This window comes from Salinicola sp. NYA28a (assembly GCF_976982775.1).
Genome location: NZ_OZ334582.1, coordinates 637,191 through 655,801 on the forward strand (window position 1 = coordinate 637,191; position 18,611 = coordinate 655,801).

Annotated in this window: 19 protein-coding genes and 1 pseudogene; 6 read left to right on the plus strand and 14 right to left on the minus strand. The window is 64.9% G+C overall.

Annotated features, from left to right (window positions below):
- Positions 1-36 precede the first annotated feature (36 nt).
- Positions 37-1,110 carry a 23S rRNA pseudouridine(2604) synthase RluF gene (gene rluF, locus ACWHY3_RS03050; RefSeq protein ID WP_448127536.1) on the plus strand — a complete coding sequence of 358 codons (1,074 nt, stop codon included), beginning with the start codon at positions 37-39 and terminating at the stop codon, positions 1,108-1,110.
- On the opposite strand, the gene ACWHY3_RS03055 is transcribed toward rluF, so the two are convergent.
- The 5 genes from ACWHY3_RS03055 to ACWHY3_RS03075 all read right to left on the minus strand — a co-directional run bounded on the left by ACWHY3_RS03055 (position 1,107) and on the right by ACWHY3_RS03075 (position 7,558).
- On the minus strand, positions 1,107-1,508 hold the full coding sequence (locus tag ACWHY3_RS03055) for a GlcG/HbpS family heme-binding protein (protein WP_087717550.1): 402 nt from the start codon (positions 1,506-1,508) through the stop codon (positions 1,107-1,109). The two genes, rluF and ACWHY3_RS03055, sit on opposite strands and share 4 nt — an antisense overlap.
- A 52-nt stretch (positions 1,509-1,560) precedes the next feature.
- Positions 1,561-2,871: a glycolate oxidase subunit GlcF gene (glcF, locus tag ACWHY3_RS03060; protein ID WP_087717551.1), complete on the minus strand. Its 1,311-nt coding sequence runs from the start codon at positions 2,869-2,871 to the stop codon at positions 1,561-1,563.
- A gap of 77 nt (positions 2,872-2,948) precedes the next feature.
- Complete coding sequence (gene glcE, locus ACWHY3_RS03065) at positions 2,949-4,124, minus strand: glycolate oxidase subunit GlcE (RefSeq protein ID WP_448127537.1); 1,176 nt, start codon at positions 4,122-4,124, stop codon at positions 2,949-2,951.
- Between the two features lie 23 nt (positions 4,125-4,147).
- Positions 4,148-5,647, minus strand: a complete 1,500-nt coding sequence (gene glcD / locus ACWHY3_RS03070; RefSeq protein WP_087717553.1) for a glycolate oxidase subunit GlcD — start codon at positions 5,645-5,647, stop codon at positions 4,148-4,150.
- Between the two features lie 213 nt (positions 5,648-5,860).
- Positions 5,861-7,558, minus strand: a complete 1,698-nt coding sequence (locus ACWHY3_RS03075; protein WP_332780175.1) for an L-lactate permease — start codon at positions 7,556-7,558, stop codon at positions 5,861-5,863.
- Positions 7,559-8,012: 454 nt separating this feature from the next.
- Here ACWHY3_RS03075 and ACWHY3_RS03080 point away from each other — a divergent pair, with 454 nt between their 5' ends.
- Together ACWHY3_RS03080 and ACWHY3_RS03085 are read left to right on the plus strand one after the other, a co-directional pair.
- On the plus strand, positions 8,013-8,723 hold the full coding sequence (locus tag ACWHY3_RS03080; RefSeq protein WP_332780174.1) for a glutathione S-transferase N-terminal domain-containing protein: 711 nt from the start codon (positions 8,013-8,015) through the stop codon (positions 8,721-8,723).
- 108 nt (positions 8,724-8,831) lie between these two features.
- Entirely contained in the window at positions 8,832-9,521 is a 690-nt protein-coding gene (locus tag ACWHY3_RS03085; RefSeq protein WP_448127538.1) for a glutathione binding-like protein, read from the plus strand.
- Between the two features lie 92 nt (positions 9,522-9,613).
- Here the strand turns inward: ACWHY3_RS03085 and ACWHY3_RS03090 are convergent, their stop codons facing one another.
- From ACWHY3_RS03090 to ACWHY3_RS03105, 4 genes are all read right to left on the minus strand, one after another.
- Positions 9,614-10,570 carry a D-2-hydroxyacid dehydrogenase family protein gene (locus ACWHY3_RS03090; RefSeq protein WP_448127539.1) on the minus strand — a complete coding sequence of 319 codons (957 nt, stop codon included), beginning with the start codon at positions 10,568-10,570 and terminating at the stop codon, positions 9,614-9,616.
- 237 nt (positions 10,571-10,807) lie between these two features.
- Positions 10,808-11,650 carry a Tim44 domain-containing protein gene (locus tag ACWHY3_RS03095; protein WP_448127540.1) on the minus strand — a complete coding sequence of 281 codons (843 nt, stop codon included), beginning with the start codon at positions 11,648-11,650 and terminating at the stop codon, positions 10,808-10,810.
- A 166-nt stretch (positions 11,651-11,816) separates the two neighbouring features.
- Complete coding sequence (gene yaaA, locus ACWHY3_RS03100; RefSeq protein ID WP_322528836.1) at positions 11,817-12,599, minus strand: peroxide stress protein YaaA; 783 nt, start codon at positions 12,597-12,599, stop codon at positions 11,817-11,819.
- A gap of 56 nt (positions 12,600-12,655) precedes the next feature.
- Complete coding sequence (locus ACWHY3_RS03105) at positions 12,656-13,693, minus strand: NADP(H)-dependent aldo-keto reductase (RefSeq protein WP_322528837.1); 1,038 nt, start codon at positions 13,691-13,693, stop codon at positions 12,656-12,658.
- A gap of 350 nt (positions 13,694-14,043) precedes the next feature.
- Between ACWHY3_RS03105 and ACWHY3_RS03110 the strand changes: the two genes are divergently transcribed.
- Together ACWHY3_RS03110 and ACWHY3_RS03115 are read left to right on the plus strand one after the other, a co-directional pair.
- Entirely contained in the window at positions 14,044-14,559 is a 516-nt protein-coding gene (locus tag ACWHY3_RS03110) for a tetratricopeptide repeat protein (RefSeq protein ID WP_087717568.1), read from the plus strand.
- Positions 14,560-14,697: 138 nt separating this feature from the next.
- Positions 14,698-15,189: a 3'-5' exonuclease gene (locus ACWHY3_RS03115; RefSeq protein WP_256960980.1), complete on the plus strand. Its 492-nt coding sequence runs from the start codon at positions 14,698-14,700 to the stop codon at positions 15,187-15,189.
- 21 nt (positions 15,190-15,210) lie between these two features.
- On the opposite strand, the gene ACWHY3_RS03120 is transcribed toward ACWHY3_RS03115, so the two are convergent.
- The 5 genes and pseudogenes from ACWHY3_RS03120 to ybaK form a co-directional block, all read right to left on the minus strand.
- A complete protein-coding gene (locus ACWHY3_RS03120; RefSeq protein ID WP_087717569.1) occupies positions 15,211-16,182 on the minus strand; it encodes an NAD(P)H-quinone oxidoreductase in 972 nt (323 codons plus the stop codon).
- Positions 16,183-16,267: 85 nt separating this feature from the next.
- A pseudogene (locus ACWHY3_RS03125) lies at positions 16,268-16,792 on the minus strand (LOG family protein); the annotation flags it as partial.
- A gap of 54 nt (positions 16,793-16,846) precedes the next feature.
- Entirely contained in the window at positions 16,847-17,368 is a 522-nt protein-coding gene (locus ACWHY3_RS03130; protein WP_087717570.1) for a DUF501 domain-containing protein, read from the minus strand.
- Positions 17,337-17,666: a hypothetical protein gene (locus ACWHY3_RS03135; RefSeq protein WP_087717571.1), complete on the minus strand. Its 330-nt coding sequence runs from the start codon at positions 17,664-17,666 to the stop codon at positions 17,337-17,339. The genes ACWHY3_RS03130 and ACWHY3_RS03135 overlap by 32 nt, the downstream gene beginning before the upstream one ends.
- 8 nt (positions 17,667-17,674) lie before the next feature.
- Positions 17,675-18,163, minus strand: a complete 489-nt coding sequence (gene ybaK, locus ACWHY3_RS03140; RefSeq protein ID WP_087717572.1) for a Cys-tRNA(Pro) deacylase — start codon at positions 18,161-18,163, stop codon at positions 17,675-17,677.
- An 85-nt stretch (positions 18,164-18,248) separates the two neighbouring features.
- Here ybaK and ACWHY3_RS03145 point away from each other — a divergent pair, with 85 nt between their 5' ends.
- Positions 18,249-18,596: an HNH endonuclease gene (locus ACWHY3_RS03145; RefSeq protein ID WP_256960981.1), complete on the plus strand. Its 348-nt coding sequence runs from the start codon at positions 18,249-18,251 to the stop codon at positions 18,594-18,596.
- Positions 18,597-18,611 lie beyond the last annotated feature (15 nt).

Consider the following 18,611-nt stretch of genomic DNA (forward strand, 5'->3'; position numbering starts at 1 on the left):
ATGCCGGCCCATCCCTTTTCGGCTAGACGGTCTTTTATGTCGTTACGCAAATCTATCCGCATCAACAAGTACATCAGCGAAAGCGGGATGTGTTCTCGCCGCGAAGCCGATCGCTTCGTGGAGCAGGGCAACGTGTGGATCAACGGCCGCCGGGCCACCACGGGCGATCAGGTGGTGGCGGGGGATCGGGTCAAGGTCAACGGCCAGGAGATCGAGCCTCAGGAAGAGGAAGACCTGATCCTGATCGCGCTCAACAAGCCGGTGGGGATCGTCAGCACGACCGAATCCAGCGAGAAGGACAACATCGTCGAGTTCGTGAAGCACGGTGCACGGATCTTTCCGATCGGCCGGCTCGACAAGGATTCGCAGGGGCTGATCTTCCTGACCAACAACGGCGATCTGGTCAACAAGATTCTGCGCGCCAACAACCAGCACGAGAAAGAGTATCGGGTGACGGTCGACAAGCCGATCACCGATGAATTCGTCGAAGGCATGCAGAACGGCGTGCCGATCCTTGGTCAGGTGACCAAGCGCTGCCAGGTGCGAAGAGAATCGACGTTCGTGTTCACCATCACACTGGTGCAGGGGCTCAATCGCCAGATACGGCGCATGTGCGAATACTTCGGCTACGAAGTCACCCAACTGATTCGTACCCGGATCATGAACGTTTCGCTCAAGGGCCTGGCGCTGGGCGACTGGCGGGATCTGACGCCGAAAGAGATCGATACCATCGTCGCTATGACGGCGCAGTCCGACGGCGCGCCGGAGAAGCCGGCCGCCAAGCCCCGCTCGCGTTCGAACGCCGGCAAGGCACGGGCGCCATCCGCCGGCAAAAGCCAGCCGTCGACCCGGTCCGGAGCCAAGACCAAGGCGGGCAAGTCGACGCCCAAGCCGGCTTCGAACGGCAGGAAGGCAGCCGGCGGGAAGGCGTCTTCCGGCCCGAAGACCGGCCCGAAAAACAGTACCGGCGGGAAGCCTCGATCCAAGGCGCGGGCGGCCAACGGCGGCAAGCCCGACGCCAGGGGAAAGGCGGGCGCCAAGCCTGCGGGCAAGGGCCGTGGCGGCAAGCCCGCGAGCCGGGGAAAGGGCGGCCCGCCCAGGAAGCGTTAACCGATCGCCTTCACGCCGGCCTTGGCTACCTGCACGTCCTGATCCGGCTTGACGCCGGAGACGCCGACGCTGCCGATCACGTGACCGTCGTGGATGACCGGGACGCCGCCGGAGAGCAGTGCGGTCATCGGCGCGGTCACGAAGGCGATGCGGCCGTTGTTGATCATCTCCTCGAAGACCTGGGTCTCCTTGCGGCCGATCGCTGCATTGCGCGCCTTCTCGGTGGCGACGCCGGCGCTGAACGGTGCGGCGCCGTCCATCCGGCGCAGGCCGAGCAGATGACCGCCATCGTCGGCGACGGCAATGGTGACCGCCCAGCCCTGAGCTTCGGCTTCGGTCTGCGCGGCATCCAGAATGGCGTTGACGTCGTTGAGTTCGAGTGCGGCTTTGGTCTGCATGGTCGGGTTCCTGTCGGGAAGATGATGGCTGTGTTTTGTGGCTAAGGGTGTTTCAAACCGCTGCGCTGGCCTGCCGTGGCGGGATGGCGCTCTGGTCGGTTTCCGCGGTTGCCAGAAGCTCGTCCACCAGTTCGATCCAGTGGCGTACCGGCGTGCGGCCGGCACCGTTGAGGTGGCTCTGACAGCCGATATTGGCAGTGACGATGGTATCCGGCGACTGGGCTTCCAGCGAATCCATCTTGTTGTCGCGCAGGCGCTTGGCCAGCGTCGGTTGGGTGATGGAGTAGGTGCCGGCGGAGCCGCAGCAGAGGTGCGCATCCTGAACCGGGGCGAGCGAAAATCCCAGCCGCGTGAGCACGCTTTCGACGGCGCCCCCCAGCTTCTGCGCATGCTGCAGCGTGCAGGGGCAGTGAAACGCCAGCCGCGCCGATGGATGGTTCGCGCCCAGCGCTTCCAGATCCTCCTCCCGCAGGATCTCGACCAGATCCCTGGCGAGCTCGCTGACGCGCTTGGCCTTGACGGCGTACTCGGGATCGTCGGCCAGCATCTCGCCATACTCCTTGACGAAGGCGCCACAGCCGCTGGCGGTCTGGACGATCGCTTCCACGCCGGCTTCCCCGCTCTCGCCTCCGTTTTCGATCAGCGGCCACCAGGCATCGATGTTGGCGCGCATGCGCTCGCGGCCGGCTTGCTGGGCATTGAGATGAAAATCGATGGCGCCGCAGCAGCCTGCTTCCCGGGCCGACCTGATACCAATCCCCAGCCGGTCTAGCACCCGCGCGGCGGCATCGTTGGTGTTGGGCGCCAGGCCGGGCTGCACGCAGCCTTCCAGAATCAGCATCTGGCGCGTGTGTCGGGCGGGGTCCGGGCGGCGCTGGCGATGCGGCACGCGCGCGGGGATCTTGTCGCGCAGGTCGTGCGGGGCCAGCGGGCGGAACGTCTGGCCCAGGGCCAGCAGCGCCTTGAAGCGTCCGGGCTCGACCAGGGCCGTGCGCAACCCCAGGCGCATGGCGCGCTCGCTGGGGCGGCGCCCGACCCGGCGGTCGACTTCGGCGCGGCCGATATCCAGCAGCTTGTGATATTCGACGCCGGAAGGGCAGGTCGTTTCGCAACTGCGGCAGCTCAGGCAGCGGTCGAGGTGCAGCTGGGTCTCCTGGGTGATCTGCTCGTCGCCATCGTCGCTCTCCAGCAATTCCTTCATCAGGTAGATGCGCCCGCGAGGGCCATCGCGCTCGTCGCCCAGTAGCTGATAGGTCGGGCAGGTGGCGTTGCAGAAGCCGCAATGCACGCAGGTGCGCAGAATGCGGTCGGCCTCGAGAATATGCGGCTTGGTGCGGGCGGCTTCGGAAAAATGGGTCTGCATGATGACTCCTTGCCACGTTGGCGCATGAACGGCCCGATCCTGGCGTGGAACGGACTCGCCAGTTGGCGTAAAACGGCCTACCAGTCGGCGTAGAGCCGGCCGGGATTGAAGATCCCCTGCGGGTCGAGCCGCTGCTTGAGCTGGCGGTGATACTTGGCCAGCACCGGCGGCAACGGGGTGAAAGGCGAATTCTCGTCGTCGACCGGCGTGATGCGCGTGGCATGGCCGCCGGCCGCGATGGCTGCCTCGCGGATGGCGATGTCGTGGTGCCCCTCCGCGCCGCTTCCCGTCGGGCTTTGCAGCCAGCGTTGGGCACCGCCCCAGTCGATGAGCCAGTCGCCGTCGAGTGCCGGCGTGCGGGCGAGCGCCGGCAACGACAGACGCCATAGCGTCCTGTCGGCCGCGTTGGCGAAAGCGCCGTCGAAGAAGGGCAGGCGCAGCTCTCGCAGCTGCGACCAGAACAGGGGCTCGTCCAATTCGCCGCCGAGGCGTTGGCGCGTGGCCGACACCGAGCCTTCGCCGCCTTCGAGGCGTATGTGCAGCGCCTCGCCATCATGAGCAGCACCGGTGATCGGCAGCGGCTTGCGCCCCCATGCCGCCAGCCGGTCGAGCGCGTCGGGCAATGGCAGTTCGAGTCGCAGGCAGGCGCTTGCCTGTGGCAGGGGCAGTACCTTGAACGAGACCTCGGTCAGCACGCCGAGCGTGCCCTGGGCGCCGACCATCAAGCGGGAAAGGTCGTAGCCGGCGACGTTCTTCATCACCTCGCCGCCGAAGCGCAGCAGCTTGCCCTCGAAGGTGATGACGCGCACGCCGAGCACGAAATCGCGTACCGCGCCGACCCACGGGCGCCGGGGGCCGGAAAGCCCGGCGGCGACCATGCCGCCGACGGTGGCGTTGTCACCGAAGTAGGGCGGTTCGAAGGCGAGGCGCTGGCCGTTGTCGGCGAGCGCCCGTTCGAGATCGCGCAGCCGGGTGCCGGCGCGCGCGGTGGCGACCAGCTCCACCGGATCGTAGTGGACGATACCGTGATGGCCGGTGGTGGAAAGCGATTGGGTAGTATCGACACGGCGGCCGTAGAACGCCTTGGTGTCGCCGCCGACGATACGCAGCGTGGCCCGCTCGGCGTGGGCCCGTGTGACCTGTTCGCAGAGCGCTTCGCTGTCGTCGCTGCCGGTGGCCGGTGCGACGGGGGCATCGGGCCCGGCTTCGCCCGGCGCGGTATAGGCCGGCTGCTGGTCCTGCAGGTGGGTCATGAACGTCTCCTCGCCCTTGATCGTTAGAACCGGGGCAGCTCTGGGTGCGGCAGCTCACCGTGGTGGACATGCATGGCGCCGAACTCCGCGCATCGCGCCAGCGTCGGGATGTTCTTGCCGGGGTTGAGTAGCCGGCGCTCGTCGAAGGCGGACTTCACCGCGTGGAACAGGGTGATCTCGTCGGCGGCGAACTGGGTACACATCTGGTTGAGCTTCTCGCGGCCGACGCCGTGCTCGCCGGTGATGCTGCCGCCCGCTTCGACGCACAGCTCGAGGATCTTGCCGCCGAGCGCCTCCGTGGCCTCGAGTTCGCCCGGCTGATTGGCGTCGAACAGGATCAGCGGATGCAGGTTGCCATCGCCGGCGTGAAAGACGTTGGCCACCCGCAGCCCATAATGCGCGGAAAGGTCGTTGATGCCCTTGAGCACGCGTGGCAGTTCACGCCGCGGGATGGTGCCGTCGATGCAGTAGTAGTCCGGCGACATTCGGCCCACGGCAGGGAAGGCGGCCTTGCGCCCGGCCCAGAAAAGCTGGCGCTCGGCGTCGTCGCGGGCGAGCTGGATCTGCGTGGCGCCGGCCGCTTCCAGCAGATCGCGAACCCGCTCGCAGTCGGCCTGCACGTCGGCTTCGACGCCATCGAGCTCGCACAGCAGGATCGCCTGTGCCTCGACGGGGTAGCCGGCGTGAATGAAATCTTCGGCGGCACGAATCGCCAGGTTGTCCATCATCTCGAGGCCGCCGGGAATGCAGCCGGCAGCGATGATGTCGCCCACCGCCTTGCCGGCCAGCTCGACGTCGTCGAAGCAGGCCATCAGCACTTTGGCGACTTCCGGCTTGGGCAGCAGTCGCACCGTGACTTCGGTGATCACGCCCAGCATGCCCTCCGAGCCCATGAACAGCGCCAGCAGGTCGTAGCCCGGCGTGTCCAGCGACTCGCCGCCCAGCGTCATGCGCTCGCCTTCGATGGTGACGATATCCACGCTCAGCACGTTGTGGACGGTGAGGCCGTACTTCAGGCAATGGACGCCGCCGGCGTTCTCGGCGACGTTGCCGCCGATCGAGCAGGCGATCTGCGAAGACGGGTCTGGCGCGTAGTAAAGCCCGTAGGGTGCGGCTGCCTCGCTGATAGCCAGATTACGGACGCCGGGCTGGACGCGGGCGATGCGGGCGTCGGCATCGACGCTCAGGATTTTGTTGAAGCGCGACATCACCAGCAGCACGCCTTTTTCCAGCGGCAGCGCGCCGCCGGAGAGGCCGGTGCCGGCGCCACGCGTCACCACGGGCACGGCATGCTCGTAGCAGACCCGCATCAGCGCCTCGACCTCGGCCAGCGTCGCGGGCATGGCGACCAGCATCGGCAGCACGCGATAGGCTGACAGCCCGTCGCATTCGAACGGTCGCAGGTCCTCTTCGCGATCGAGCAGGGTCAACTGGGGGGCGACCGCCAGGATCGCCGCCATCAGCGCCGACTTGTCGACATCGGCGATCTCGCCGTCGATGCGCTCGTCGTAAAGCAGTTCCATGGCATCTCCTCGGCGCCGGCCGGTCAGGTACGGTTCAGGAATCGATTTGTGGAAGCGCTTTCCACGATTACCGATGGGTCATTCTGTGGGAGGTCGTCGGCGTCGGCTATTAGCCAAAAGCCCAACGAGTTGGCAAATGGTCAGACCAAAGTGGTGCGGTAACGCGACGCCCGGCCATGGCCGGGCGTCGCGATCGTTCTGTCGTCTGTTTCGTCATCCGCCCATGAGCGGGTCGGTGAAGCCGAAGACGTAGAACGCCAGCAGGCCGATGATGCCGGCGAACAGGCAGTAGTAGAGCGTCGGCAGGATCGTCTTGCGCAGCGTCGTGCCTTCCCGGCCGAGCAGGCCGACGGTAGCCGAGGCCGCCACCACGTTGTGGATCGCGATCATGTTGCCTGCGGCAGCGCCCACGGCCTGCAGCGCAACCATCATCGCGGTGGAGACGCCCAGCACTTCGGCCACGTTGAACTGGAAGGCCGACAGCATCAGGTTGGAGACGGTGTTGGAGCCGGCGATGAAGGCGCCGAGCGCACCGACCGCCGGGGCGAACAGCGGGTAGATCTGGCCCACGCCGTCGGCGACCAGTTGCGCCATGGCGACTGGCATCGAGACCAGATCGGACTCGTTGACGCCGGAGTTGATGAGGATTCGCACCATCGGGATCGTGAACAGCAGCACGAAGCCAGCACCGAAGATGGTCTTGGAGGACTCTACGAAGGCAGCCTTCACCTGCGGGGCGCGCATACGATGCAGGAAGATCGTGCAGATCACCGCGATCAGGATGATGCCGCCGGGTAGATAGAGCCATTCGACGCTACCGGAGACACCCGCCTCGCCGAGAATGTTGCTCCAGCCGGTGCTGATCGATGACAGCGCCGCCTTGACCGAAGGCACGGTGCGCGAGATTACCAGCAGGATGGCGACGATGACGTAGGGCATCCAGCCACGCAGGGTGGACATCGGCGCGCGGCCGGCCACGTCGTCGACCTTGATTTCGATCTTGCCCAGCCACTCTTCCGGCCATTTCGAACGTTCCGGGAAATCCCAGGTGTCCTTGGGCAGCAGGAAGCCCTTGCGCGCCGCCGGCACCACGATCGCCAGGCCGATCAGACCGCCCAGCAGCGACGGGAATTCCGGCCCCAGGAAGACACCGACCAGCATCGAGGGCACCACGAAGCTGACACCGACGAACAGCGCGAACGGCGTGATCGACAGTCCTTCGCTCCAGGAGCGGTTCTCGCCGAAGAAGCGCACCATTACGATGACCAGGATCAGCGGCATGAACACGCCGATGATGCCGTGGGTGATGACGACTTCGGAGGTGATCAGGCGGAAATAGGTTTCCCAGGTCGAGCCGTTGGCGGTGAGCTGCTCGGTGATCGCCGACTGGTTCACGCCGCCGGTGACACCGACCACGATCGGCGTGCCCACGGCGCCGAACGAGACCGGCGTCGACTGCAGCATCATCCCGACCACCACGGCGGCCAGCGCCGGGAAGCCCAGCGCCACCATCAGCGGGGCGGCCACGGCGGCGGGGGTGCCGAAGCCGGAGGCACCTTCGATGAAGCAGCCGAACAGCCAGGCGACGATCAGTGCCTGGACGCGGCGGTCCGGGCTGATGCCGGAGAAGCCGTTACGGATCGCCATGATGCCGCCCGAGTGCTTCAGCGTGTTGAGCAGCAGGATGGCACCGAAGATGATCCACAGCAGCGAGACGGTCATGATCAACCCCTGCAGCGTGGAAGCCAGCACGCGGGTGCCGGTCATGTCCCAGGCCAGCAGTGCGATCAGTACCGCGACGACGAATACGATCGGCATCGCCGTGCGCGCCGCCATGCGGAAGCCGATCAGCAGAACCCCCGCCAGCACCAGTGGCAGGAAGGCAAGCAACGAGAGAAGCGTTTGATCCATATCGAAAGCCCCTGAGTCATTATTATCAGCGTCGGTTGTCGCCAGGGCGGCCGTCGCTGGGTGGCGATGGCGCCTGTCTATCGCCTGTCCAACGGGATATCGGCCTCCTCCGATACCCGGCCCGCGGCGATTGAATCGGAAGATAACCATAGAACGTGTCACTGCCAATCGTGGTTAATTGGTATTACCATCGCAGGCGGAGGATCGAAACTGTATTTCAAGTTGCTGAATGTAAAGGGTTTATCCAGTCGTTGACAGGATGAAATCGGCGGACGGGCGGCGTTGCGCTGCGACTAATGGACATCGCCGCCTGCCCGGAGGCGAGCGGCGATAGTGGTATGGAAGGAGGAGAAAACGAAGGGGGCGCGCATTCATCGGGTTTGACGGCTTATCTTCCCTTGGACATGCTGCTCGGACCTGGGCAGTGACAACCGAATCTGATGAGGAGTGTGACATGAGCCGCAAGATGTTCGATCTGTGCGGGCGTGACGAACGCCTGCGATTTTCTCCCTACTGCTGGCGGGTCAAGTATGCGCTGGCGCATAAAGGGCTCGATTGCGAATTCGTACCGTGGAAGTTCACCGACAAGGAGGCGCTCGCCTTCTCCGACCAATCGAAAGTGCCGGTGCTGGTGGATGGCGACCAGACGGTGACCGACAGCTACGAGATATTCCGCTATCTCGATCGTGTCTATCCCGACAAGCCGCTGCTGGGGGACGGCGTGGCCGAGGCGCGGGCGCGCTTCTTCAAGTTCTACGCCGAGCGTTCGTTGGCGCCGGGCATCATGCGCACCATCCTGATGGACGTGTTCAACGCCGTGCATCCCGATGACTGCGAGTATTTCCGCACGACCCGCGAAAAGGCGTTCGGCCGCACGCTCGAGGAGATGCATTCGCCGAGCCAGGGGCTGTCGATGCTCGACAAGGCACTGGAGCCGATGCGCGGACGGCTGGACGAGTCGCCGTTCCTGGAAGGCGACGAGGCCGGAGCTTCCGATTACCTGGTCGTGGGCGCGTTCATGTGGGCGCGGGTCACCTCCGCTGCCGATCTGATCTCCAACGCCGACCCGGTCTACGCCTGGTTCCAGCGCATGCTGGATCTGCATGGCGGTGTCGGCCGCGAGGCGACGCGGATCGTCGATATCGAAGGGGCGTTCGCCGACTGAGCGCCGCTTTTGTCGAGTGCCGGGCGATGTCGAGCGAGACGTCGCCCGGCGCAAGGCCTATCCTGACAGCATCCGGCTTACCGCCGGTCGTCACGACAGGAGCCTGTGATGATCGATCTCTACTACTGGACGACCCCCAACGGTCACAAGATCACGCTTTTTCTCGAGGAAGCGGGGCTCGACTACCGGATTCATCCGGTCAATATCGGCAAGGGCGAGCAGTTCGCGCCTGAGTTTCTCGAGATCGCCCCCAACAACCGCATCCCCGCCATCGTCGATCGCGCCCCGGCCGACGGCGGCCAGCCGCTGTCGCTGTTCGAGTCCGGTGCGATTCTCGAATATCTGGCCGACAAGAGCGGCAAGTTTCTGCCCAAGAGCGGGCGCCAGCGCTACCGCGTGCTGCAGTGGCTCTATTGGCAGATGGGCGGGCTGGGGCCGATGGCGGGCCAGAACCATCATTTCCGTAACTACGCGCCGAAGAAGATCGATTACGCCATCGAGCGCTATATCAACGAGACCTCGCGGCTCTATCGCGTGCTCGACAAGCAGCTCGACGACAACGACTTCGTCGCCGGCGACGACTACTCCATCGCCGACATGGCGATCTGGCCGTGGATCAAGCCCTACGAGAAGCAGGGCCAGGACCTGGAGGATTATCCCAGCCTGCAGCGCTGGTTCGAGCAGGTCGGCGAGCGCGAAGCGGTCATTCGCGCCTACGAGAAGGCCGAGGAGATCAACCCGCAGAACAACGTGGAAATGACCGACGAGGCGCGCAAGCACCTGTTCGGGCGACAGTAGCGCCAGGGCAGTAACGCCAGGTTTGGCAACGTTTACGTCTATGTCTACGTCTACGACAACGCCGGCTTCGGCCGGGGTTGTCGTTTTGCGTTCTAGGCGGCGAAAAACTCCCGGACCTGGCGGAAGGCGGTGGAAAAGTAGAGCTCGTAGGTGTCCTTCTCGACGAAGCCGATATGCGGTGTCGCCAGCACGCGGGGGTGGGCCTGGTAAGCGCTGGCGCCCTCGGGCTCGTTCTCGAACACGTCCAGCGCCGCCGCGCCGGGGCGGCCGGCATCCAGGGCATCGAGCAGGGCGCCGGGGCGGATCAGCTCGGCACGGCTGGTGTTGACCAGCAGGGCATCGGCGCGCATCGCCGCCAGATCCGCCGGGGTGATCATGCCGCGAGTGTCGCCGTTGAGCTTGAGATGCAGGCTGACCACGTCGCAGCGGGCGAGGAAGGCGTGACGATCGGGCTCGAACGCCACGCCCAGCTCGAAGGCGCGACCGGCGCTGCCCTCTCTTCCGTGCGCGACGACCTCCATGCCGAATGCCTGGGCATAGCCGGCGACCCGGCTGCCGATCTTGCCCAGTCCCCAGATCCCCAGCGTGCGCCCGTGAACGGCATGGCCCAGCGACTCCGCTTCCAGGCGCTCGTTGGTGCGCTGCCAGTCGCCCTCGGCCTGTCGGGCGAGATAGCCGCCCAGACGCCGACAGCCCGCCATGATCAGCAGCCAGGTGAGCTCCGCCGGCGCGATCGGCGAGCCGCCGCCATCACGAACGGCGATGCCCAGTTCCTTGCAGGCCTCGACATCGATGGCCGAGGAGAGTCGCCCGGTCTGGACCACCAGCTTGAGGTTAGGCAACTGCTCAAGCAGTTCGCGGGTCAACGAGGTGCGTTCGCGGATCAGGATGATGGCGTCGCTGTCCAACAGGCGGGCGGGCAGTGCCTGGTCGTCGAGATGTCGATGTTCGATGTCCAGGCGCACGTCGCTGCCGTCGAGTTCGTGGGCGGCGTCGAGAAAGGCACAGCATCCCTGATAGTCGTCCAAGACCGTAACCGTTATCGACATGACAGCTCCCTCGAAATGATGGCGTTGTCGCATTGTTGGCACTTTCGCCATCGGCTGTCGAGTCGCTTTCACGGGCATCGGCTCAACTTTCGTCACGCTCCAGAACAGCGACGACGCAAGCAACGCAAAAGGCTCGAGCCTGTCGACGACAGGCTCGGGCCTTTCCTTTCAAGCGGCTTTTGTCAGCGCTGGTCCCGGTGCCTTGGCGTCAGTCGTGCCGAGACGCCGGGTGCCAACTCAGGCCGTGGGGTTCTGCTCGATCCCCTGAATGTACCAGGGTGCGCCGTCGCGCAGGGAGCGCTTGAGGTGCCAGGTTTCGTTGAATTCGGTCTCTTCGCCGTTTTCGTCGAGCACGCCATGGAACAGGACCGTCGCTTCGGCCTCGTCCTTGAACTCCTGCACGCTGCCCAGTTCGGCGAACAGGCGCACGATCTCGGTGCGGTTGTTGGCCGGCTGCGCCATGCGTTCCGCTTTCAGCAGGTTGTAGAGCTCGGGCGTGACGTACTCCTGGATCTGGCTGAGGTCATTGTTGTCCCAGGCGCGCTGGAGCGTAGTGAAGTGCTCCTTGGCACCGGTCAGGAAGCGCTCGCGATCGAACCAGGCCGGTTCGGTGGCGATGCCGCCGGTGTGCGTTCCCGCGGCGTTGCCGCCCATGAACGGCGTTGGCTGGGCGCTGTTGTCTTCCCGCATCGTGTCGTTGGGCTGGCCGCCGTCGCGATGGCCGGCCGTCGCATGCCGCCGACGGCCCGCAATGAGCCGGAAGGCGATGAACGCCACCAGCGCGATCAGCAGCATGTCGAGCATCCGGAAGCCGTCGAAGGCGCCGCCGAAGAACAGCGATGCCAGCAGGCCGCCGGCCAGCATCCCGGCCAACGGGCCGGCGAAGCGGGAGAGTCCGGCGCTCGGCTGGCGTGGCGGTGCCGAGGCGTTACTGCGCGTGGTGGTCGGCGTCGGCTGTTGAACCGAGCGCGAGTAGGAACCGAAACTCTTGCCGCCGCCGAGACGGCGCGCCTCGGCGTGGTCGACTGCGGCGCTGAAACCGAGCAGGCCGACCATAATCATGACGAGCAGATGTCGCATGGCTTTCTCCTGAAATCGTTGTCCTGGACGAGTGACGGACCTGCATGGCACCGTTCGGGCGCACTCGTTGCTGCGAGCATTATCGCAGATCGTCATGAATGGAAGCTGAATGCCGGGAGGCCCGGGCTGCTTCTTTAGTCGCGTCTATCGAGTCTAGTCGCCTGGTCTAGTCACGATCCTGCTCGCGACGGCGGAAAACCGGCTTGTCCGACTTCGACTCTTCCGGCGAGTATCGGTAGCCGGCCACGTCGAATTCGGTCAGAGCTGAAGGCTTCTCGACCCGTTCGCGTATCAGCCAGGCCGCCATCAGCCCCCGGGCCTTCTTGGCATAGAAGCTGATGATCTTGAACTGGCCGTTCTTCTCGTCTCTGAACACCGGGGAGACGACATCGGCCTCGAGCTGCTTGAAATCGATGGCCTTGCTGTACTCGTTGGAGGCGAGGTTGACCAGAGTCGAACTGCCGCTGGCGGCGACCGCCGCGTCCAGATCCCGGGTCAGCCGGTCCTGCCAGTAGGCGTACAGGTCCTTGCCTGCGGCGTTCTCCAGCCGGATGCCCATTTCCAGGCGATAGGGCTGGATCAGATCCAGCGGTCGCAGCATGCCGTAGAGGCCGGACAGAATCCGCAGGTGATCCTGCGCGAAGGCGTTGTCGGCGTCGCTGAAGGTGGCGGCTTCCAGACCGACGTAGACGTCGCCCTGGAAGGCCTGTGCCGCGGGCTTGGCGTTGTCCATCGAGAACGGCGTCTGCCACTCGGCATAGCGCGCCGCGTTGAGTCCGGCCAGCTTGTCGCTAATGCCCATCAGTTCCGACAGCTGCTGGGGTGAGTAGCCGCGCAGGATCTCGATCAGTGCCCGACTCTGATCGAGATAGTCGGGTTGGGTGACGTCCCGTGTCGACGAGGGCGTTTCGAAGTCCAGCGTCTTGGCCGGAGAGATGATGCTGAGCATGGCGCGCTTATCCGTATGGGAAACGTTGCGTTATCGACTGCCGTCGCTGGCGGGCGTCAGGGGCAGGGGTTGGAGATTCTTCGGTGCACCGCTTCGATCGCGTCGAGCACGTCGTCGGAGAGTTCGAGCGAGTCGCTGGCGATGTTGGCATCGAGCTGTTCGAGGGTGGTCGCACCGATGATGTTGCTGGTCACGAACGGTCGTGAGGTCACGTAGGCCAGTGCCATCTGGGCCGGGTCCAGGCCGTGCTCGCGGGCGATGTCGACGTAGGCTCGGGTCGCTTCCTCGGCCAGCTCGGAGGTATAGCGGGAGAAGCGCTCGAACAGGGTCAGGCGGCCCTTGGGCGGCTTCTGGCCGTCGAGATATTTCCCCGAGAGCACGCCGAACGCCAGCGGCGAGTAGGCCAGCAGGCCGACGTCTTCGCGATGGGCGATTTCGGAAAGGCCCACTTCGAAGCTGCGGTTGAGCAGGTTGTAGGGGTTCTGGACGCTGGCGACGCGCGGCAGGCCCTGGGTATCGGCCAGATGCAGGCAGCGCATGACGCCCCAGGGGGTGTCGTTGGAAAGCCCGATGGCGCGGATCTTGCCGGCATCGACGGCATCCTTCAGCGCGCCGAGAGTCTCTTCCAGCGGCGTGGCATCGCTGTCGTCGCCCGGCAGGTAGCCCAGCTGACCGAAGCAGTTGACGTGACGATCGGGCCAGTGGAGCTGATAGAGGTCGAGGTAGTCGGTCTGCAGGCGCTTCAGGCTTGCGTCCAGGGCCTGGTGGATCTGCTCGCGGGTATGCCGCGGCCCGCCCCGCAGGTGTTCCATGCCACGTCCGGCACCCGCCGCCTTGCTGGCGATGATCAGGTCGTCGCGCTTGCCACGTTTTTGCAGCCAGCTGCCGATATAGGCTTCGGTGCGGCCCTGCGTCTCGGGCTTCGGCGGCACCGGATACATCTCGGCGGCGTCGATGAAATTGATGTCGGCGGCGATGGCGCGGTCGAGCTGTTCGTGCGCTTCGGCTTCGGTGTTCTGTTCGCCGAACGTCATCGTGCCGAGACACAGGCGCGAAACCTGCATGTCGGTCTTGCCTAAGGGGCGTCGCTGCATGTTGCACTCCAGGTTGAAATGGCCCGATCGAGACAAACCATGGGGACGAAAAACGGGCTGAAAATCGTATGTTACTGGCGCCGTCGTGAGGCGGCAAACCGGGCCTGGAAGCCGGGGGTTGAGTCGCCGCCCGGGCAGGCGTATTCTTGCGGCCTTTCGCCGCCCGGCCCCCCGGCCGAGTGCGCCTGTGAAAGGTCGATTCCGACGCGCCATAGAGCGTTGCCTGACGTTGCGGTAGTAGGTGTTGCGGCAATGTAGTAGGTGTTGCGGCAATAGAGAACAAGAGCGTCCAGATCGACACGGTAGTTCGGACCGTCAATGGGTCCCAGTTTCCAGGGTCACTGTCAGTTATGCCACAGACGTTTTCTTTCTTTACGCGTTTCGAGTTTCATCTGGCGACGCAGCTTAGCCATACGCGCTGGATGACACGCTCGCCGAGCAAGCAGCGCCTGATGTTGCGCTGGTTCAAGCGCTGTGCCGATGCTGGTCATGTGCCGGCTCGCTCGCTCTACGGCCGAGTGCTGATGCACCGCGGGATATCCCCGAGGGACAAGTCGACCGGCGCGCGCTACGTGCTGCAGGCGGCACAGCAGGGCGACCGTCACGCCCAGTACCAGGCCGGCCGCATCTACGAGCTGGGTTGCTCGCAGTATCAGCCCAGCGTTCACCATGCGGTGACCTGGTACGCTCGCGCCGGCGAGAATGGTCATGTTCGGGCCGCGGAGCGCCTGGCCGATGCGTATCGTCGCGGCGAGCTCGGCTTGCCGCACGACCCCGCCCGCGCGGATGAATGGCAGCGCTGGGCGCGCAATCTGGCTGAAGATGGTCCCAACGGCGAGACGCCCGTCGCGCTCGCCACGCACTGAGAGCCCGCAACCGTCGGCGCATCCTGCGTACCCCGCCATCGTCACGGTGTCGGGGTGAAGTTACGCCCCAACGCTGTCATGATGATGCCTCATCGGCGTCGCAAGATGAGACGGCATCATGGAGAGGGAGCCCGCAACGTGTTGCTGCCCACCCTGCTAGACATCGAAGCATCCGGCTTTGGCCGTGGCAGTTATCCCATCGAGATCGGCCTGGCCCGTGCCGATGGCAGCCGCTGTGCATTCCTGATTCAGCCGGTACGGGAGTGGACGCACTGGGATCCCAAGGCGGAACTGCTGCACGGGATATCCCGCGCTCGTCTGATTCGCGAGGGGCATCCTCCCATCGAGATCGCCCGCTGGCTCAACGACGAATTGGCATCGGCGGGGATCGCCTACAGCGACAGCTGGGGCTACGACAACACCTGGTTGTCGCTGCTGTTCGATCAGGCGGGGATGCTGCCGCGATTTCGACTGGAGGCGCTGCGGCGTCTGCTGAGCGAGGCGCAGACCGAATGCTGGGCCGACACCAAGGCGCGACTCGCCGAAGCGCATGAAATCCGCCGGCATCGCGCCGGCGACGATGCCCGCCTGCTGCAGCTGACCTATGCCGAGACGCTAAACGCCAAGTAGCCCCCCGCTCGACTTCCGGATCTAGCCTTCACCGCTGACGCTCAGCAGCAGCTTGCCGATATTGGCGTTGTCGGAAAGATGCTGCATGGCGGTTTCGGCTTCCTGAATCGACCAGGTGCTGGCAATCAGCGGCTTGATCTCGCCACTGCTCAGTTTGGGCCACACATGCGCGTGAAGCGCGTCGAGAATCCCGCCCTTGGCTTTCGCCGAGCGCGAGCGAAGTGTCGAGCCGATCAGGCGTTGACGCTTCATCAGCATGCGGCCCAGATTGACCTGTGCTTCCAGCCCACCCATCAGCCCGATCAGCACCAGACGCCCGTCAGGATTCAGGACCGCGAGATCCTGGGCGATGTAGTCGCCGCCTACCGGATCGAGAATCATGTCGGCGCCGCCCCACTCCTTGACCGCTTCGACGAAGCTGCCATCGTGCCGATTCCAGCCGGCATCGGCGCCAAGCCGGTAACAGGTTTCCAGCTTGTCGGCGCTGCCGGCGGTCACGAAACAGGGGTTGCCGAACACGCGGCAGAGCTGGATCGCCGCCGTGCCCACGCCGCTGGCGGCAGCGTGCAGCAGGACGCGCTGGCCGGTCTGAACCGCCCCTTCCATGTAGAGATTGAGCCAGGCGGTCGCGAAGACTTCCGGCAGCGCGGCGGCTTCACGTAGCCCCAGGCCCTGGGGGATGGGCAGAACCTGCGCTTCGTTGACCACGACCTGCTCGGCATAGCCGCCGCCGGCCAGCAGGGCGCAGACGCGGTCGCCCTTGCGAAAGCGCTCGACACCCCGGCCGACTTCGCTGATCGTGCCGCTGACTTCCAGCCCCGGAATCTCGGATTCGCCCGGCGGCGGTGGATAGTTGCCGCCACGCTGCATCAGGTCGGCGCGGTTCATTCCCGCCCAGGCCACATCGATCCGCACGTCGCTGGCGCCCAGCGGGCCGAGGTCGTCGTGTTCGCGCCAGATCATCCGTTTGTCTTCGATGGCGATGGCATGCATTCCCAATCCTCCTTGACGGATACGTTACCGGTGCTCGAACCGCGTCGTTCAAGCGTCGTGATTTCTCAGTCTGGCATCTTCGGCCAAGGCGATCCAGCAGGGTTTCGATATCGGCCTCGGCGAACAGCGTGCGGCGGGTGGCGACATCGAGAAAGCCGTGTTCGACGGTAGTGTCGAGGAAGGTCAGCAGCGGCGAGTAGAAGTCGGCGACATTGAGCACGCCGATCGGTTTGTCGTGCAGGTCGAGGTAGCGCCAGGTCCAGATCTCGAACAGCTCCTCCAGCGTACCGATACCGCCGGGCAGGGCGATGAAGGCATCGGCATGCGCGGCCATGGCCGCCTTGCGTTCGTGCATGTTGTCGACCCGGATCAGCCGGGTCAGGCCATGGTGCGAGACTTCGCGCTGCACGAGATGTTCTGGCATCACGCCGATCACTTCACCGCCTTCGGCTAGGCAGGCGTTGGCCAGCCGGCCCATCAATCCGTTACGGGCGCCGCCATAGACCAGGCCCCAGCCGCGTCTGGCGATCGCCGCGCCGAGTGCGTCCGTCGCTTCGGCGAAACGGGGATCTTTGCCTTCACGCGAGCCCAGATAAACACAGATTTGCACGCTATCGCTCCTGGAAAACGAATGATGAAAGAGAGAACGGAGAATTCCCTGTGATCACGGAATGCTGGCTGCGACGTCATGCTCTGCGTCGAGCCAGCGGCCGATGGCGTTGTCGCCGCAGAGATGGTGAGCGTACTGCGTATGCAGGCAGCGCACCTGATCCCAGTTGGTGATTCCGCCGACGCCGCGCTCGCGCATCAATTGCGAATAGCCGCGTTTTTCTACCGCTTCACGCTGCTCATCGGTCATGAAATCCCAGCGCTGTCTCACGTAATCGGCGTGGCTCTGGTGATAGCTTGCCAGCCATTCGGAGTCCTGCTGCAGTCGGGCTTCCAGTTCCTTGATCACGCCACTGGCCTCGAGTCGTGACAGCACCACCTTGAGACGCTCGCAAGAGAGCCAGTAGAGCGTCGGGAAGGGCGCGTCGTCGACGATCGGCGCCATGCGCAGGACCAGCGGCCGGCCGTGACTGTCGGTGGCGGCAACCGCTTCGAGACCTCGGGGCGGGCGGCCCAGCTGTTCGGTGATGATCGCCAGTTGGGCGTCAGTCGGTATCTGATTGGTGTGAATCACCATGGGAGGAATCCAGTATGACCTTGTTGGAACGAGCCACGGCGCGATAGAAGGCCTGGCTCAGCTGCATCGGCGTGGGCGAGTAGAGATAGTCGCGCAGCAGGTAGTCGCGGGCGCGTTCGACCAGCACGGCGTGCAGTCGATTGAACGGCGCATCATAGTCGTAGGGATCGGGACCCGGCAAACGCAGATGCGGATAGTCGGCCAGGCGCTCCATGAAGTAGTGCTCCAGCACTCGCTCGATGGCACGATGGCGATCGAGATCGTCAGGATCGATCCACAGGTCGAAGTCTATCGACATGCGAAAGGTCAACCGCGCCGGGCCAGGGCCGCAGTGCGAGCTGCGGTCAGGGCGATCAGGTCGCTCGGCGCCAGCGACAGTTCGAGGCCGCGCCGGCCCCCGCTGACGTGCATCGTCTCCATGGCCGTGGCGCTCTCGTCGATGAAGGTCGGCAGACGTTTCTTCTGACCCAACGGGCTGATGCCGCCGACCAGATAGCCGGTGGTGCGCTCGGCCACCGGGGCCTCCGCCATGCGCGCCTTGCGTGAGCCGGCGGCCTTGGCCAGCGCCTTGAGATCCAGCGTGGCGTCGACGGGCACCAGGGCGACCACCAGGCGCCCGTCGTCGAGCTGGGCGAGCAGTGTCTTGAACACGCTGGCAGGCGGCAACGACAGCGCCTGGGCGGCATCGAGACCATAGGAGTTGTGGGAGGCCGCCTCCGATTCACTACCCAGTTCGTAGCTGGTGACCTCGTGGGCCACACCGCGTGATTCTAGCAGGCGGATCGCGGGCGTCATGGTGCGATTCCCGTTCCGGTCGAGACGGGTTGCGGAAAACCCGAAGGTGTTTCTAAGCTGACCACGCGATGGAGACTCCTTGCCGATGGTGACTGACGATGACATGGCGGGCTGCGAGGTGACCGAGCGTTGCGCGCTGTGCGAACGTGCCGCGCCGTTGACGCGTCATCATCTCATCCCTAGAACGTTGCACCGCAAACCGCGCTATCGCAAGCGCCTTGGGCGCGATCTGATGCAGATGGCCATTCTCTGGGTCTGCCGACCGTGTCATTCCCACCTTCACCGGACATTGAGCGAGCGCGAGCTGGCCGATCATTATGCAAGTCGCGAAGCGCTGCTGTCGCATCCCGATATTCGCGCCTTTGCCGAGTGGCTGGCAACCAAGCCGGACGGCTTCGTTCCCAAGCGTCAGGCCAGGCGTCGTCGTTCCTGAAGCCTGCCTCAAACT

What these genes read in the sequence shown, in the direction of transcription:
- ACWHY3_RS03120 (WP_087717569.1), bottom strand. Translation starts at nt 16,182, where the DNA reads ATGCATGCCATCGCCATCGAAGACAAACGGATGATCTGGCGCGAACAC.
- ACWHY3_RS03080 (WP_332780174.1), top strand. Translation starts at nt 8,013, where the DNA reads ATGAGCCGCAAGATGTTCGATCTGTGCGGGCGTGACGAACGCCTGCGA.
- glcE (WP_448127537.1), bottom strand. Translation starts at nt 4,124, where the DNA reads ATGACCCACCTGCAGGACCAGCAGCCGGCCTATACCGCGCCGGGCGAA.
- ACWHY3_RS03110 (WP_087717568.1), top strand. Translation starts at nt 14,044, where the DNA reads ATGCCACAGACGTTTTCTTTCTTTACGCGTTTCGAGTTTCATCTGGCG.
- glcD (WP_087717553.1), bottom strand. Translation starts at nt 5,647, where the DNA reads ATGGAACTGCTTTACGACGAGCGCATCGACGGCGAGATCGCCGATGTC.
- ybaK (WP_087717572.1), bottom strand. Translation starts at nt 18,163, where the DNA reads ATGACGCCCGCGATCCGCCTGCTAGAATCACGCGGTGTGGCCCACGAG.
- ACWHY3_RS03085 (WP_448127538.1), top strand. Translation starts at nt 8,832, where the DNA reads ATGATCGATCTCTACTACTGGACGACCCCCAACGGTCACAAGATCACG.
- ACWHY3_RS03105 (WP_322528837.1), bottom strand. Translation starts at nt 13,693, where the DNA reads ATGCAGCGACGCCCCTTAGGCAAGACCGACATGCAGGTTTCGCGCCTG.
- rluF (WP_448127536.1), top strand. Translation starts at nt 37, where the DNA reads ATGTCGTTACGCAAATCTATCCGCATCAACAAGTACATCAGCGAAAGC.
- ACWHY3_RS03145 (WP_256960981.1), top strand. Translation starts at nt 18,249, where the DNA reads ATGGTGACTGACGATGACATGGCGGGCTGCGAGGTGACCGAGCGTTGC.
- glcF (WP_087717551.1), bottom strand. Translation starts at nt 2,871, where the DNA reads ATGCAGACCCATTTTTCCGAAGCCGCCCGCACCAAGCCGCATATTCTC.
- ACWHY3_RS03135 (WP_087717571.1), bottom strand. Translation starts at nt 17,666, where the DNA reads ATGTCGATAGACTTCGACCTGTGGATCGATCCTGACGATCTCGATCGC.
- ACWHY3_RS03095 (WP_448127540.1), bottom strand. Translation starts at nt 11,650, where the DNA reads ATGCGACATCTGCTCGTCATGATTATGGTCGGCCTGCTCGGTTTCAGC.
- ACWHY3_RS03130 (WP_087717570.1), bottom strand. Translation starts at nt 17,368, where the DNA reads ATGGTGATTCACACCAATCAGATACCGACTGACGCCCAACTGGCGATC.
- ACWHY3_RS03055 (WP_087717550.1), bottom strand. Translation starts at nt 1,508, where the DNA reads ATGCAGACCAAAGCCGCACTCGAACTCAACGACGTCAACGCCATTCTG.
- yaaA (WP_322528836.1), bottom strand. Translation starts at nt 12,599, where the DNA reads ATGCTCAGCATCATCTCTCCGGCCAAGACGCTGGACTTCGAAACGCCC.
- ACWHY3_RS03075 (WP_332780175.1), bottom strand. Translation starts at nt 7,558, where the DNA reads ATGGATCAAACGCTTCTCTCGTTGCTTGCCTTCCTGCCACTGGTGCTG.
- ACWHY3_RS03090 (WP_448127539.1), bottom strand. Translation starts at nt 10,570, where the DNA reads ATGTCGATAACGGTTACGGTCTTGGACGACTATCAGGGATGCTGTGCC.